This window comes from Micromonospora sp. WMMD882, from assembly GCF_027497255.1.
Lineage (GTDB): Bacteria > Actinomycetota > Actinomycetes > Mycobacteriales > Micromonosporaceae > Micromonospora.
In genome coordinates this window covers 5,934,305-5,950,280 of record NZ_CP114903.1, presented here as the reverse complement: position 1 = coordinate 5,950,280, position 15,976 = coordinate 5,934,305, and the positions used below count along the sequence as shown (strand labels likewise).

General features: G+C 72.4%; 9 protein-coding genes. 4 read left to right on the top strand and 5 right to left on the bottom strand.

The window, feature by feature from the left end; translation table 11 throughout:
- The first annotated feature begins 169 nt into the window (after positions 1-169).
- Positions 170-538 carry a hypothetical protein gene (locus O7606_RS25685; protein ID WP_281596561.1) on the top strand — a complete coding sequence of 123 codons (369 nt, stop codon included), beginning with the start codon at positions 170-172 and terminating at the stop codon, positions 536-538.
- A gap of 111 nt (positions 539-649) precedes the next feature.
- Here O7606_RS25685 and O7606_RS25680 read toward each other — a convergent pair whose 3' ends face one another.
- Complete coding sequence (locus O7606_RS25680; RefSeq protein ID WP_281596560.1) at positions 650-2,461, bottom strand: glycoside hydrolase family 6 protein; 1,812 nt, start codon at positions 2,459-2,461, stop codon at positions 650-652.
- A gap of 504 nt (positions 2,462-2,965) precedes the next feature.
- Here O7606_RS25680 and O7606_RS25675 point away from each other — a divergent pair.
- Together O7606_RS25675 and O7606_RS25670 are read left to right on the top strand one after the other, a co-directional pair.
- A complete protein-coding gene (locus O7606_RS25675; RefSeq protein ID WP_281596559.1) occupies positions 2,966-3,814 on the top strand; it encodes a hypothetical protein in 849 nt (282 codons plus the stop codon).
- Positions 3,798-4,493, top strand: a complete 696-nt coding sequence (locus O7606_RS25670) for a class F sortase (protein ID WP_281596558.1) — start codon at positions 3,798-3,800, stop codon at positions 4,491-4,493. Before O7606_RS25675 ends, O7606_RS25670 begins: the two co-directional genes overlap by 17 nt.
- 68 nt (positions 4,494-4,561) lie before the next feature.
- Here O7606_RS25670 and O7606_RS25665 read toward each other — a convergent pair whose 3' ends face one another.
- Positions 4,562-9,667, bottom strand: coding sequence for an NAD-glutamate dehydrogenase (locus O7606_RS25665; RefSeq protein WP_281596557.1), 5,106 nt, complete (start codon positions 9,665-9,667; stop codon positions 4,562-4,564).
- A 284-nt stretch (positions 9,668-9,951) separates the two neighbouring features.
- On the opposite strand from O7606_RS25665, the gene O7606_RS25660 reads away from it, so the two are divergent.
- Positions 9,952-11,898 (top strand): penicillin-binding transpeptidase domain-containing protein, encoded by a 1,947-nt coding sequence (locus tag O7606_RS25660; RefSeq protein WP_281596556.1) that lies wholly within the window; start codon positions 9,952-9,954, stop codon positions 11,896-11,898.
- A gap of 144 nt (positions 11,899-12,042) precedes the next feature.
- Here the strand turns inward: O7606_RS25660 and O7606_RS25655 are convergent, their stop codons facing one another.
- The 3 genes from O7606_RS25655 to O7606_RS25645 all read right to left on the bottom strand — a co-directional run bounded on the left by O7606_RS25655 (position 12,043) and on the right by O7606_RS25645 (position 15,944).
- Positions 12,043-13,176: an arginase family protein gene (locus O7606_RS25655; protein WP_281596555.1), complete on the bottom strand. Its 1,134-nt coding sequence runs from the start codon at positions 13,174-13,176 to the stop codon at positions 12,043-12,045.
- Positions 13,177-13,249: 73 nt separating this feature from the next.
- Complete coding sequence (locus O7606_RS25650) at positions 13,250-14,173, bottom strand: tetratricopeptide repeat protein (RefSeq protein ID WP_281596554.1); 924 nt, start codon at positions 14,171-14,173, stop codon at positions 13,250-13,252.
- Between the two features lie 82 nt (positions 14,174-14,255).
- Positions 14,256-15,944, bottom strand: a complete 1,689-nt coding sequence (locus O7606_RS25645) for a methylmalonyl-CoA mutase family protein (protein WP_281596553.1) — start codon at positions 15,942-15,944, stop codon at positions 14,256-14,258.
- Positions 15,945-15,976: the final 32 nt, after the last annotated feature.

Sequence of the window (15,976 nt, the reverse complement as noted above, 5' to 3'; positions counted from 1 at the left end):
CGGCACGTCCGGGCCCGCCAGGGACGTCGTCCCCGTCCGGGCCCGCCAGGGACGTCGGCACGTCCGGTCCGCCCGGAGGCGGGGTGCGCGGTGCGCGCACGCATGGGCGCCGTCGGGCGGGGTACGCGAGCGGGATCAGGAACGCGCCTGGGGACAGGAGGGCAGCAACATGACGGATCGCGACCACAGCGCCGACCGGCCGCTCGAAGAGCGCCCCGAGGTGGCCTCGGCGGTGGACGACGACAGCACGGTGCCGCAGTTGACGTCCGACGGCGGCCCGGACGGGCAGTCCCCGGCGTTCACCGAGCCGGGCGCGACGCCGGCCGAGCAGACCGGCGGCGACGAGGTGATCGGTGACGCGTACGCCGGACGCAGCGGCGTCGGCCGGACGACCGTGCGGACCGGCGCGGAGCAGCCCTGGGACCCGGAGGACCTGGCGGTGGCCCGGGGGCAGGACCCGGACCCGGAGCACGTCGAGCGGGCCCGACGGGACCTGGAGCGGGACGGGCCGGCGGCGGTGGAGCGCACCGTTCCCTGAGTGGGGCACGCGGAGGGGCCCCCGGCCGACCAGTGCAGGTCGGTCCCGGGGGCCCCGGTGGCCCGCCGCCTCCAGCGCCTCACGACCGGAGGCGGCGGGCCGGAGTGCCGGTCAGGAGAGCGGCGGGTACGCGTTCTGCATGAGCTGCTGGAACTGCGCGGAGAACCAGGCCCCGGAGATCGGGGCGTCGGGCAGCGCGCCACTCATGCTGTTGCCGTTGCGGGCGTTACCGGTGTACGTCGGGTCGCACATCCGGTCGAAGCCCTTGCCCTCGTCGTTCGGGATCAGCTTGCTGGAGCCGTCCGACTCGCCCGGGGGCTTGACCCAGACGTAGGCGTCGATGCCCGTCTCCGGGGCCACCTTCGGCCGCTCGCCGAGGCCGGCGCCGTTCTGGTTGCACCAGTTGCCCTTGTGGATCCGCCGGTCGACCCGACCGCCGTCGACGTAGGTGTCCACGCTGGTCGTCGCGCCCGGACCGGTGGGCCGGGCGGTGCCGCCCCAGCCGTTGCGGGAGGTGTCGATCAGCATGCCGATGTTGGAGTTGAAGCCGACCCGGACCAGCTCGTTGCGGAACGCCTGGGCGAAGCCGAGCTCGTCGACGTAGTAGTTCCAGTCGACCCACTTGGACTGGCGGACGGTCTGGCCGTTCACGTTGTCGGTGACCTTGAAGTACGGCTCCTTCAGGGCGGAGTAGTTCGCCGTGTTGACGATGAAGCCGTGCACGTTGTTCACCGTGCTGCCGGAGGCGACAGCGGCCTCCTTGAGGATGTTGGCGCTCGGGGTGAAGTTGCTGTCCCAGCCGAGCCAGCCGTGGTGCCCGGCGTCCACGTAGTTGTAGACGTTCGAGAGCGCGCCCAGCTTGGCCAGCGCGTAGCCGACGCCGTTGACGTACCCGCCGTTGGCCTTCATCGTGTCGCAGGTCGCGGTGCCGCCGGGGTTGTTCGAGGTGTTGGTCACCAGGTTCGGCAGCGAGTCGATCTCGACGATGTTGATGATGCGCAGGCTCCGGTACTTCGCGTCGCCCTGGATCGCGGCGATCGGGTCGATGTACTCGGCCTTGTACTTGGGCAGCTCGTCCGGCTTGAGCTCACCGTTGGAGGCGAGCGCCGAGCAGTCCCGGCCGGGCAGGTTGTAGATGACGAACTGGATGTAGCCGGCGCCCTGGGCGAGGGCGGCGTCCAGGTGGTCACGCACACCCATCGAGCCGTTGGAGCTGCTGTCGTCGGTGCCGTTGATGGCGGCGATCCGGTCCAGCCACACCGCGGTCGGGTTGTTGGAGATCCGGCTACCGCCGGGCTCCGCGTCCGCCTTGGCCTTCCACTCCGGGTTCACGTAGCCCTTCACCCCGGCGTACGGGTTGTCCACCTTGGTCCCGGGCGGGGGCGTGGTGGGCGGCGGGGTGGTCGGCGGAGGCGTGGTGGGCGGAGGCGTCGTCGGCGGGGGCGTGGTGGGGGGCGGGGTGGTGGTGGGCGGCGGGGTGGTCGGGTTGGTGGTGCCGCCGTTGCAGGCCACGCCGTTGATGGTGAACGAGGTCGGCTTCGGGTTGCTGCCGCTCCACGAGCCGTTGAAGCCGAGCGTGGTGCTGGCCCCGGTGGCGAGCGTGCCGTTGTAGGACTCGTTCTGCGCGGTGACGTTCTGGCCCGACTGCGACCAGCGCGCCGACCAGCCCTGCACCACCCGCTGGCTGCTGTTCGGGAACGTGAAGCCGAGGGTCCAGTTGCTCAGCGGGTCGCCAAGGTTCTTGATGGTGAGGTTGGCGGTGAATCCACCCTGCCAGTCGTTGGTCGTGTAGGCGACGTCGCACTGGGTCGCGGCGTGCGCCACGGTGACCGGGACGGTCACCAGTCCGCCCGCGACCAGGGCGCTCGCGCCGGCCAGCGCGACCGCCCGGCGGCGGCCGGACAGACTTCTCCACAGATTCATGCCACTGATCTCCTTGGGCGTTACCGGACCCGGGTACGGCCCGGCTGATGAGGCCGGCGGAAGCGTCGTTCCACAGAGGCCATCAGGGGGTGGTGGAATTGCCCGACCCGGACGGGCAGCGGTGTTTCCGATGGTGCGGTCGGACGAGCCACCCGCCGGTGACGGCCGAAGCCGTCGACGTCGACCGGACCGAACCGGTTGCCCATGACGCCTGGTGTTGCGCGGTGTGGCTCCTCTGACGCAGTGAAGTGATTCTTGCATGGGAGCGCTTCCATGACAACCTCTCGATACATCCCGGCCATCTGCCCGGAATTTTCGGCAAGCGGCCCGGTAACACGGTCACGCCGATCCAGCCCGAAAACCCCCCGTAGCACCCTGAAAACCCCTTAGCAGACAAACCCTAAAAGACGAATCTTTCCCCTCATAGGTCATGAAAGCGTCTAACGTCTGACTTAGCTCGGCTTCCGCCGGGCCAGGACGAAAAGGGATGGAGTGACGCTGATCATGGCTACCAACATGCTCGGGAAGGTCGTCGCAGGCGCTGCCCTCGGCGGGGCCTCCCTGCTGGCCTTCGCGCCGGGGATCGCCGTCGCCGACGGCGCGGCGGGCGACGCCCCGCACCACGAGGGCAAGGTCTACGCCGATCCGCATGCCGCGCAGCCCGGCCACGAGGTCAAGCTCATCGAAATCTGCCCGGAGCCCCAGGAGCACGCCTTCGTCTGGTCCGAGGTGACCGGCAAGGTCAAGCTCCAACCCGGTGAGCAGGAGCAGGGCGAGGAAGAGGAAGAGGAAGAGGAAGAGACGGGTGGCCGCTGGCCCGGCCACCACGCCGAGGAGACCGAGGACGCCGAGGACGCCGAGGAGGAGGCCGAGAAGGGCCACTGGCCCCGCCACGGCGAGGAGGAGGCCGCCGACGAGGCCGAACAGCCGGGCGGCAACGCGAAGCACCCGGGCGGCTGGGGTGGCGGCGACGAGGCCAAGGACGAGGCTAAGAAGAAGGCCGAGGAGGAGGCCAGGAAGAAGGCCGCCGCCGAGGAGGGCAAGAAGAAGGCCGCCGAGGAGGCCGCCGAAGAGGCCGCCGCCGAGGAGGAGGCCGAGGCGAAGCCGCACTTCGTCTACTACGGCGAGGCCACGATCGCCGCCGACGCCGAGCCCGGCACGTACAAGCTCAAGGGCTCCTGCGGCGTGGGCAGCGTGGTCGTCCTGCCGACCGGCCCCGTCGAGGGCGGCGACGGTGGTCGCGGCGGAGCCGACCGGGGCACGGCGGTCGGCGGCGCGGCGATGCTCGGCGCCGCGGCGCTCGGCGGGATCGTGCTGATGCGGCGTCGCCGGACCGATGAGTCACCCGTCTGACGCGGGAGCGCCCCCGGCCGGCGGCCGTCACGGGAGACCGTGGCGGGCCGCCGGCCCGACCGCGGTGCTCCTGACCGCGGTCCTCGGGGCGGGCCTGCTCGGCGCCGGGCTCACCGGGCAGCCGGCCCCGCGCCCGCCGCGACCCGCGCCCGGGGCCGGCGCGCCCGGACCCGCCTGGTCGACCGACCCGGACGGGTTCCCGACCGACCCGCGTGGCCTGCCCCGCGCCACCCCCACCACCATCACCATCCCCCGCATCGGCGTCGACGCCAAGATCATGAAGCTCGGGGTGGAAGCCGACGGGAGCGTCCAGGTGCCGCCGCTGGAGCAGGCCCAACACGCCGGCTGGTACTCCCGGGGACCGAGCCCGGGCGAGATCGGCAACGCGGTCGTCGTCGGGCACGTCGACTCGGCGTACCTCGGGCCGGCGGTCTTCTTCGACCTCGGCGCGCTGCTCCCCGGCGACCTCGTCACCGTCGGCCGCGCCGACGGCCGGTCCGTCACCTTCCAGGTCGACGCGGTACGGGCGTACCCGAAGGAGCAGTTCCCGGCCGAGCTGGTCTACGGCCCGAACGACCGCGCCGGGCTGCGGGTGGTCACCTGCGGCGGCGTCTTCGACGAACAGGCCCGGGAGTACCCGGACAACGTGATCGTCTTCGCCACCCTGGTGTCGCCCTGACGGCTAACCGCACCCGGACGCCCCGGCGGGATCGTCCCTCCCGCCGGGGCGTCCGGGTGCGGCCCGGGTCAGGTCGCCGAGGAGGTCCGCACCAGCGTGCGGATCTGCCGCAACAGCACGGAGAGCGCGGCCAGGTCCGCCCGGGACTCGTCGAACTCCCCCATCGCCCGCTGTGCCCGGTGGATCGACACCGCGTTGGACTGCTCCCACTGCTGCACCCGCTCCTGCGGCGGCAGGCCACCGGGAGTGGAGTCGAGCACCTCGTCGGTGAGCGCGGCCAGCGCGGCGTACAGGTCGTAGCGCAACGCCATCCGGGCCAGCGTCTGCCAGCGGTCCTCCCGGGGCAACAGGGAGATCTTCGACAACAGCGAGTCCACCCGGAACCGGTCGGACAGCACGAAGTAGACCGGCGCCACCTCGCCGACGTCCTTGCCGGTCTGCGTCGCGGTCTCCACCACGTCCAGCAGGCCGAAGCTGTACATCAACCGGGTCGCCTGCTCGGCCAGCTCCCGGGGCACCCCGCGCTTGGTCATCGCGTCCACGTGCGCGGCCAGCGCCTCCCGCTCCGCGCCGTAGAAGAGATCCGCCAACTCGGGCAGCAGCCGGGACACCCCGTCCCGCAGGCGGTCGATCTCGGCCGGCACGTCGATCGGCGACCGCCGGTTCGTCACCAGCCAGCGCACCGCGCGGTCCAGCAACCGCCGGGTGTCCAGGTAGACGGCGGTCTGCACCTCCGGGGGGACCCGGTTGTCCAGCGACTCGACCGCGTCCCACACCGCGCGCAGACCGAAGACCTCCCGGACCACCAGGTACGCCCGGATCACGTCCGCCGGGGAGGCCGCCGTCTCCTCGACCACCCGGAAGACGAACGAGATGCCGCCCCGGTTGATCGCCTCGTTGACCAGCACGGTGGTGACGATGTCCCGGCGCAGCCGGTGCCGCCCCATCCGGTCGGCGAACCGCTCCCGCATCGGCGTCGGGAAGTACCTGACCAGGACGTCGTTCGTCCACTCCTCGTCGGGCAGCCCGTCGGTGAGGATCTCCCGTTCCAACGCGATCTTCACGTACGCGAGCAGCACCGCGAACTCCGGCGCGGTCAACCCGGACTCGGTACGGACGGCCAGCTCGTCGTCCGGCGGCAGCGCCTCCAGCGCGCGGTTCAGCGTGCCGGAACGCTCCAGGTCGACGATCATCCGCCGGTGCACCGGCAGCAGCGACACCGCCTGCGCCTGGGCGGTGTTCAACGCCCGCGCCTGGTCGTAGTTGTCCCGCAGCACCAGCTCGGCGACCTCGTCGGTCATCTGCGCCAGCAACTCGTCGCGCTCCGGGACGGTCAGCTCCCCGTCGGCGACCGCCGTGTTCAGCAGGATCTTGATGTTCACCTCGTGGTCGGAGCAGTCCACCCCGGCCGCGTTGTCGATGAAGTCGGTGTAGATCCGGCCGCCCGCCCGGGCGTACTCGATCCGGCCGAGCTGCGTGCAGCCCAGGTTCCCGCCCTCGCCGACCACCCGGCACCGCAGGTCCCTGCCGTCCACCCGGATCGCGTCGTTGGACTTGTCCCCCACCTCGGCGTTGGTCTCGTCGGCCGACTTCACGTAGGTGCCGATGCCGCCGTTCCAGAACAGGTCCACCGGGGCGGTCAGGATCGCCTTCATCAGCTCCGGCGGCGAGAGCTGGGTGGCCCCGTCGTCGATGCCGAGCGCCGCGCGGACCTGCGGGGAGATCGGCACCGACTTCGCCGTACGCGGGTACACCCCGCCCCCGGCGGAGATCAGGCTCTCGTCGTAGTCCTCCCACGACGACCTGGGCAACTCGAACAACCGCTGGCGCTCGGCGTACGAGCGGGCCGCGTCCGGCTCCGGGTCGAGGAAGATGTGCCGGTGGTCGAACGCGGCCACCAGCCGGATGTGCTCCGACAGCAGCATCCCGTTACCGAACACGTCACCGGACATGTCGCCCACGCCCACCACGGTGAAGTCCGCCGACTGGGTGTCGTGGCCCAACTCCCGGAAGTGCCGCTTCACCGACTCCCAGGCGCCCCGGGCGGTGATGCCGATCTTCTTGTGGTCGTAGCCGGCCGAACCGCCGGAGGCGAACGCGTCACCCAGCCAGAACCGGTGCGCGGTGGAGATCTCGTTGGCGATGTCGGAGAACGTGGCCGTGCCCTTGTCCGCCGCGACCACCAGGTACGGGTCGTCGCCGTCGTGCCGGACCACGTCGGTCGGCGGCACCACCTCGCCGCTGACGATGTTGTCCGTGACGTCCAGCAGCGCGGAGATGAACTCCCGGTAGCAGGCCACCGCCTCGTCCCGGTCGCCCGGCTTGCGCTTGAGCACGAAGCCGCCCTTCGCGCCCACCGGCACGATCACGGCGTTCTTCACCATCTGCGCCTTGACCAGGCCGAGCACCTCGGTGCGGAAGTCCTCCCGCCGGTCGGACCAGCGCAACCCGCCCCGGGCCACCGGCCCGAACCGCAGGTGCACGCCCTCGAACCGGGGCGAGTAGACGAAGATCTCGTACTTCGGGCGGGGCGCGGGCAGCTCCGGGATCGCCTGCGGATCCAGCTTGAACGCCACGTACGACTTGGGCCGCCCACCCTCCATCTTCTGGTAGAAGCTGGTCCGCAGGGTGGCCCGGATCAACGTCAGGTACGACCGCAGGATGCGGTCCTGGTCCAGGCTGGCCACATCGTCCAGGGCGGCGGTGATCGTCTCGGCCAGCTCGTCGCCGCGCCGCTCACGCTGCTCGGCGGCCAGCCCGTTGCCCGGGTCGAACCGGGCCTCGAACAGCTCCACCAGCAGCGTCGCCACGCCCGGGTACGCGATGAAGGTGGACTCCATGTAGTCCTGCGAGAAGACCGTGCCGGCCTGGCGCAGGTACTTCGCGTACGCCCGCAGCACCACCACCTGCCGCCAGGTGAGCCCGCCCCGCAGCACCAGCTCGTTGAAGCCGTCCACCTCGGCCTCGGCCCGCCAGGCCGCGGCGAAGGCGTTCTCGACGTGCGGGCGCACCTCGGCCAGCTCCTGGTGGCCCTCCGGCAGTTGCAGCCCGAAGTCGTACAGGTAGATCCGCCCGTCGATCCGGTCCACCTCGTACGGATGCTCGTCGACCACCCGGACGCCGAGCGAGTGCAGCACCGGCAGCACGTCGGACAGCAGCATCGGCTCGGCGTTGCGGTACACCTTGAACCGGACGTCCAGCGCCTCGGTCGGCTCCGCGCCCCGGGCCCCGGCGCGCGGGGCGAGCTGTTTGCGGAACAGGTGCATCTCGAGCTGGCCCGGCTCCTCCAGCAGCTCCAGCTTGGCCAGGTCCTTCATCGCCTCGTACGGCGTGTGCCCGTCCTTGTAGCCTTCCGGGAACGCGTCGGCGTACCTGGTGAAAAGGTGCTTGGCCTGCTCGTCGCCGAGCTTGCGTTCCAGCACCAGCCGGTAGTCGTCGTCCCACAGCCGGGTCGCGTCGGCCAGCTCCTCGGCGAGCAGGTCGGCGTCGACCTCGCCGGGCGGGTTGGTCGGGTCGGTCCGGACGATGAAGTGCACCCGGGCCAGCATCGACTCGGTGACCCGGGTGGTGTAGTCCACCCCGACGCCGTTCAGCTCGCGGAGCAGGATGTCCTGCATGCGGAGGCGGTTCTGGGTGGTGAAGCGGTCCCGGGGCAGGTAGATCAGGCAGGAGATGAACCGTCCGTAGCCGTCCCGGCGCAGGAACACCCGCAACTGTCGGCGGCCGGCCATCCGCAGCACCCCGACCACCGCGTGGTAGAGGTCGTCGGTCTTGATCTGGAACAGCTCGTCCCGGGGGTACGTCTCCAGGATCTGGATCAGATCCTTGCCGGAGTGGCTGCGCGTGCTCAGCCCGGAGCGCTCCATCACCTCGGCGACCTTGCGGCGCACCACCGGCAGCTCGCGGACGCTGGTCCGGTACGCCGCGGTGGAGAACAGCCCGAGGAACCGCCGCTCCCCCACCACCTGGCCGTACTCGTCGAAGATCTTGAAACCGATGTAGTCGAGATAGGCCGAGCGGTGCACGGTGGCCCGGGAGTTCGCCTTCGTGATGATCAGCAGGCGCTTCTCCAGGACCTTCTCGTGTGCCTCCGGCGTCATCGAGGACAACGCCCGGGGCTCCGTCCGGTCGGACCGCAGGATGCCCAGCCCGGTGCCCAGCACCGCCTCCAGGGCCTGACCGCCGGACTGCCCACCACCGTCGGCCGGGGTGTCACCGCCGGACCGGCCGTCGCCGGCCGGGGTGTCGACCAGGCGGTACTCGCGGTAGCCGAGGAACGTGAAGTGGTCGTGGGCCAACCAGCGCAGCAGCTCGACCGAGTCGGTGATGTCCTTCTCCGGCACCGGCGGACGGTGCTCCGAGGTGCGCGCCGCGGCCAGGTCGTCGGCCAGCGCCAGGGCCCGCTGGCGCATCTTCGGCCAGTCCTCGACGGCTTCCCGCACGTCGGTGAGCACCCGCTTGAGCTCGGCGCGCAGCCGGTCCCGCTGGTCGGCGTCCCGGATCGGGTCGATCTCGATCCGCATCCAACTCTCGACGATGTCGCCGTCGATCGCGTCGTCCGGCTCGACGTCGGCGGCCACCTCGGTCAACGTGCCGAGCGGCTCCCGACGGACCACCACCAGCGGGTGCACCAGCAGATGCACGTCGAGATGATGGGCGTTGAGCAGCGCGGTCACCGAGTCCACCAGGAACGGCATGTCGTCGGTGACGATCTCGACGACCGTGTGGTGCTGCTCGGCGTCCGGCTCGTGGATCCGCAGCTTCAACTCGCCCGGCACCCGCTGCTGGGCGAGCTCCCGGTGGGTGCGGGCCGCCGCCAGCATCTCCTCGGCGGTGAACCCGATCAGCTCCTCGTCCGGCGCGAACCGCCAGAACCGGTCGACCAGGGTGGCCGCGCCGTGGTCGTCGCCGGCCAGCGCCACCGCCTGGGCGACCAGACGCTCCGCGTTGGGCACCGGCTCGTCGAGCTCGGCGTCCTCCAGGTCGTCGACCAACGCCTCCGGCGGCAGCCCGAGGTCGTACAGGGTGTCGATGCTCGAACCGGTCAGACCGGTCGTGCCCGTGGTGAGGCGGCTCAGACCGTCCTGGTCGTCCGCCGCGTCGCGCTCGTCGTCCCGACCGGCCTCGACCGGCCGAAGGTCGGGACCCGGTTTGATAGCCGGACGCCGGTCCATCGGTGCCACTCCCCCCGACCCACCGCGTTGTGGGTCACTTCCCGCCCAGATCTTACGGATCATGTTCGGCCCTCGACGGGCGACCCGCTGGGCTCCGGTTCGCGACGTTCGCAGTGGCCTCGGGTTACCCCCGTGGAGGAGATTTATCACAAGATCCACGGTCGGACTTCGACCGGCCGCCGACGGGGCCACGCGCCCGGCGGCCGGCGTACTACCGTGCAGTTCGGGCCGGAGGCCACCGGTTGTCGGGCTGGGTCGCCGTCGGCCCGAGATCGGAGGCGTCAGTGGTATCGCGTCACCCCGACCGCCCCCGGCGGACGCTGTGGGCGCTGCTCGCGGTGGCCGTCGCCGCCACCGCACTGGTCGGCTGCTCCGACAGCGACGGCCCGCAGGACAGCGTCACGGCGTTCCTGGACGGCTGGCGGCGCGGCGACCTGAACGCGGTCGGGTTCCGCGACCCGACCGGCGCCCGGGTGCCGGCGAACCAGGTCATGGCGGACATCCGGGCCCTCTCCGGCGACCTGGCCGACCAGCCGCCGACCCTGCGCCAGTCCGGCGAGCCGACGATCACCAGGGACTCCGCCGAGGGCCGGATCCAGGTGACCTGGAGACTGCCCGGTGACACCGGGTGGAGCTACCAGCGCCCGATCCGGCTCGCCCGCGGCGGGGACGACGCCTGGCAGGTCATCTGGGAGCCCGCCCTGGTCCAGGAGCAGTTGCTGCGCGGCGACCGGCTGGCGGTGCGCCGGGTCGCCGCGCCCCGGGGCGCTGTGCTCGACGGCGCCGGAGAGCCGATCGTCGCGCCCCGACCGGTCGTCCGGGTCGGGATCCAACCGGGCGAGGTCACCGACCGGGCGGCGCTGGTCCGCGAGCTGGACGCCGCGTTCAGGGCCGTACGGCCCGCGATCACCCCGCCGGTCGACCTCTCCGACCTGCCGAGACGACTCGCCGAGGCGAAACCGCAGGCGCGCGTCGAGGTGGTCACCCTCCGGGAGGAGGCGTACCGGCAGATCCGTGACCGCATCCACGACCTGCCGGGCACCAAGTTCGTCACCGAGCAGGTCGAGCTGGCGCCCACCCGGGAGTTCGCCCGCGCCCTGCTCGGCTCGGTCGACCCGGCCACCGCCGAGGACCTGGCCGCCAGGCCCGGCGTCCACGCCGAGGGCGACCGGGTCGGCCACGGCGGGCTCCAGGGTCGGTACGACGAGCGGCTGCGCGGCCGACCCGGGGTCAGCGTGGTCACCGAGCGTAAGGGGCCGGACGGTGCCTGGGCCGCCACCGGCATCGAGGTGTTCCGGCAGGAGCCGACGGCCGGGCAGCCGCTGAAGACCACTCTGGACCCGAAGGTCCAGAACGCCGCCGACGCGGCCCTGCGCGCCGAGCGACGCCGGTCCGCCCTGGTCGCGGTACGGATCAGCGACGGCGCGGTGCTGGCCACCGCCAACGGCCCCGGCCCGCTCGGGGAGAACCTCGCCTTCACCGCCCAGGTGCCACCCGGCTCGACGTTCAAGATGGTCAGCGCGCTCGGCCTGCTCGACCGAGGCGCGGTGACGTTGGACGGCCCGGTCGACTGCCCGAAGACCTTCACGGTGGACGGTCGGTCCTTCAGGAACTCGGAGAACTTCGCCCTCGGCAAGGTGCCGTTCCGCGCCGACTTCGCCAAATCCTGCAACACCGCCTTCGCCGCCCTCGCCCCGAAACTCGACGCCGACGGCCTGGCCGAGACCGGCCGTACGCTCGGCCTGGAGGGCCGGTGGGACCTCGGCGCGGAGGTGTTCACCGGCAAGGTCTCCACCGGCGGCGCCCCCGCCGAGCGGGCCGCCGCCGCGTTCGGCCAGGGCACCACGCTGGTCAGCCCGCTGGCCATGGCCGCCGCCACCGCCGCCGTCGCCCGTGGTCGGTGGGAGCAGCCGAAACTGGTGCTGGACCCGGCGCCCGAGCAGCCCGCCCCGGCCGGGCCGCAGCTCAAACCGGAGTCGGTCGGGCCACTGCACACGATGATGCGCGAGGTGGTCACCGCCGGCACCGCCACCACCCTGCGCACCGTCCCGGGCGGCCCGGTGCACGGCAAGACCGGCACCGCCGAGTACGACGACGACCCGGCCCACACCCACGCCTGGTTCGTCGGCTGGCAGGGGGACGTCGCGTTCGCCGTCTTCGTCGAGCAGGGCGGCGCCAGCACCGAGTCGGCCGTCCCGATCACCGCCCGCTTCCTCCGCGCCCTCTCCTGATCCGTGGCGGTCCGCCGCGAGATCCGGGGCGGGCCGCCGCGAGATCCGGGATATCGCGGTATCCCCGCCCGGCGAGACCCCCGTTTCGGCGATCGGGAGTCGACCCTGCACGGGCCCTCGTCCGGTGGGACCTCGACCAGCCGGTCAGGCCCGGTCGAGGTCCGGCAGCGCCTCGTCCAACGGCGCCGGCTGCTGGCCGTCCGATGTCGACTCGGGCACCACCGCCAGGTCGTCCGCCGCCGCGGCGTCGACGGAGGCGACGGTCGCGTGGCCGGAGCCGACGGCCGGGCGCGCGTGGCCGGAGCCGACGGTGGCGCGCGAGCCGGCCGGACGGGGGGCCAGCAGGCGGGGGGCTGTCGCGGCCGGCGCGGAGACCGGGGCCAGCCCGGCCACCAGCGTGTTGACGATCTCGGCGGCGTAGGAGCCGTCCGGGTCGTAGTCGGGGTCGAAGACGGTGAGCTCGATGCCGAGGCAGTGCGGAGTGTCGACCAGGCCGGCGATCAGGATCTCCAGCTCGGCGAAGGCGATCCCGCCCGGGTCGGGGGCGTCCACCGCCGGCATCACCGCCGGGTCGAGCACGTCCACGTCGACGTGCACCCAGTAGCCGGCGCAGTCGGCCAACTGCTCGTGCGCCCACTGGGCGGTACGGGCCGCGCCCTCGGCGCGCAGCGCCGGCACCGGCCGGTTCACGATGCCGGCGGCCTGGAGGTCGAGCCGGTACTCGTCCTGGGCCCGGATGCCGAGCACCACCACGTCGACGTCCCGGAAGTACGGCCGGCGGCCCTCGATCGCGGCCAGGTCGGCCTGACCGCGGCCGGTGACCAGGGCGAGATCCTCACCGGCGGCGGCGCCGACGTAGGAGGCGTTGCCGGGGTGCCGGAAGTCGGAGTGCCCGTCCACGAAGACCAGCCCGATCCGGCCGCCGACCGCCTCACCGAGCCGGTGCATCGCCAACGCCGAGCCGATCAGCACCGAGCAGTCCCCGCCGAGCACCACCGGGAACTCGCCCCGGTCGATGACGTCGCCGATCCGACCGGCCAGCGCCGTCGAGTACGCGGAGATCTCCCGCGCGTGGCAGACGCCGTCACCGGGCCGCCAGTCCCCCGGGTCGTACCGGGGCGGGGTGAGGCAGCCGGCGTCCCGGGCCCGCAGCCGGGCGAGCAGGCCGTGGTCGCGCAGCGCGCCCGGGGCCTTCCCGCAGCCCGGCACGGAGGTGAACGTGGGTGGGCGCAGGCCGAGGTTCGTCGGCGCGTCGAGGACGGCGATCCGGCGCATCATGGGCTCCCGTCCTCAGGTGTCGGGCGGGCCGGCCACCGCCGGCCCGCGCTGCCGTCTGGGGGTGGTGGTGGCGTCAGAACAGGGCGCTGGCCAGAGCTCGGCGGGCCTTGCCGACGGCGGGATCGTCCGGCCCGGCGATGGTGAACAGCGACACCAGGTGCTGGCGGGCCTGCTCGCGCTCGTCCCCGGCCGTCCGGCGCACCACGGCGACCAGTCGGGCGTAAGCCGCCTCGGCCTGACCGCTGAGCACCTCGATGTCGGCGGCGAGCAGTTGCGCCGCCACGTCGTCCGGGGTGGCCGCGGCGGCGGCGAGCGCGGCGGCCGGGTCGGCGCCGCCCACCCGGCGGGCCAGGCCGACCTGGGCCAGCCCCGCCTCGGCCGCGGCGTCCGCCGGGGTCTCGGCGAGGATCTTCCGGTACGCCGCCTCGGCCGCGTCGAGGTCGCCGCCCATCAGCGCGTCGTCGGCCTCGTCGAGGCGGGGGTCGCCGGGCGTCTCGACGGTGACGCCACCGGCCTTGAGCACGGCCTGGACCCACTGCCGCAGGTTCGCCTCGGGCACCACGCCGGCGAACGCGTCGACCGGGCGACCCCCGACCACCGCGTAGACCATCGGGATGCTCTGGATCTGGAACATCTGGGCCAGCCGGGGGTTGGCCTCGACGTCGACCTTGGCGAGCACCCACGCGCCGCCGCCCTCGGCGGCCAGCATCTCCAGCAGCGGGGAGAGCTGCTTGCAGGGCTCGCACCAGTCGGCCCAGAAGTCGATCACGACGGGCGTGGTGAGCGAGCGTTCCAGCACCTCGGTCTGGAAGGTCGCCTCGGTCACGTCCACGACGACGCCGGCGCCCGGTGTGGCCGCCCCCGGCATCGCGGCGGGCGGGCCGGCCTGGGTGGGGGCGGCGGGACGGGCGGCGGGACTGGGGGTGGACGGGCGCAGCGCGCTGAGGTCGACCGCGCCGCGGGTGAAGATCGACGAGGTGATCCGTGGGTCGCTCATGGTTATCTAGTCTCGCACGTGCCCGGCCCAAGTCAGCTCAGCCGACGTGCCGACACCTGTGACTTCCACGGCTGGTCAGGGGTCAGAACCGGGCCGGCTCGCGGTAGACGCCCCACTCGGCGCGCAGCGCGTCGCAGATCTCGCCGAGGGTCGCCTCGGCCCGGACCGCGTCGAGCATCGCCGGGATCATGTTCTCCCCGGTACGGCTGACCGCCACCATCTTCCCGACGGCCGCGGCGACCGCGGCGTTGTCCCGCCCGGCCTTCCGCTCGGCGAGGAGCTCACGCTGCTCCAGCTCGACCTCGTGGGAGATGCGCAGGATCTCCAGCTCCTTGGCGACGGTGCCGGTGTGGCAGTTCACCCCGACGATCTTCTTGTCGCCCTTCTCCAGCGCCTGCTGGTAGGTGAAGGCCGCCTCGGCGATCTGGCCGGTGAACCAGCCCTCCTCGATGCCCCGCAGGATGCCGGAGGTCATCGGGCCGATCTGGTGCGGACCGTCCCCGCCCAACTGGCGGATCCGGGCGAAGATCTCCTCCGCCTCGGCCTCGATCCGGTCGGTGAGCGCCTCGACGTACCAGGCGCCGCCCAGCGGGTCGGCCACGTTGGTCACGCCGATCTCCTCCATCAGCACCTGCTGGGTGCGCAGGGCGATCTCGGCGGACGAGTCGGTCGGCAGGGCGAGGGTCTCGTCGAGGGCGTTGGTGTGCAGCGAGTTGGTGCCGCCGAGCACCGCCGCCAGCGCCTCGACGGCGGTCCGGACCACGTTGTTGACCGGCTGCTGGGCGGTCAGCGACACCCCGGCGGTCTGGGTGTGGAACCGCAGCCACATCGCCTTCTCGCTGGTGGCGCCGTAGACGTCGCGCAGCCAGCGGGCCCAGATCCGGCGGGCGGCCCGGAACTTGGCGATCTCCTCGAAGAAGTCGAGGTGCGAGTCGAAGAAGAAGCTCAGCCCGGGGGCGAAGACGTTCACGTCCAGCCCGCGCGACAGGCCCAGCTCGACGTAGCCGAACCCGTCGGCGAGGGTGAACGCCAGCTCCTGCGCGGCGGTCGAGCCGGCCTCGCGGATGTGGTAGCCGGAGACCGACAGCGGCTTGTAGCGCGGGATCTCGGCCGCGCAGTACTCCATCAGGTCACCGATCAGACGCAGGTGCGGCTCGGGGTCGAACAGCCACTCCTTCTGGGCGATGTACTCCTTGAAGATGTCGGTCTGCAACGTGCCGTCGAGGGCCGCCAGGTCCGCGCCCTGCCGCTCGGCGGCGACCAGGTACATGCAGAACACCGGCACGGCCGGACCGGAGATGGTCATGCTGGTGGTGACCCCGGCCAGGTCGATGCCGTCGAAGAGCGCCGCCATGTCGGCGGCGCTGTCGATGGCGACGCCGCAGTGGCCGACCTCGCCGAGCGCCTGCGGGTCGTCGGAGTCCCGACCCATCAGGGTCGGCATGTCGAACGCGACGGAGAGCCCGCCGCCGCCCGCGCCGAGGATCATCTTGTAGCGCTCGTTGGTCTGCCGGGCGTTGCCGAACCCGGCGAACTGCCGGATCGTCCAGGTCCGCCCCCGGTAGCCGGTGGGGTGCAACCCCCGGGTGTACGGGTACTCGCCCGGCCAGCCGATCCGCTCGAAGCCGGGGTGGTCGACCCCGTCCGGCGGGCCGTACACCGGTTCGACCGGCATCCCGGAGAGCGTGGTGAAGTCCGCGTCCCGCTTACGCGCGGCGTCGTACCGGGCCTGCCAGCGGGCCCGTCCGGCGGCGATCTCGTCGGCGTTCATGCGCAGGGCTCCTCCTCGAGTCCTCGGCTGCA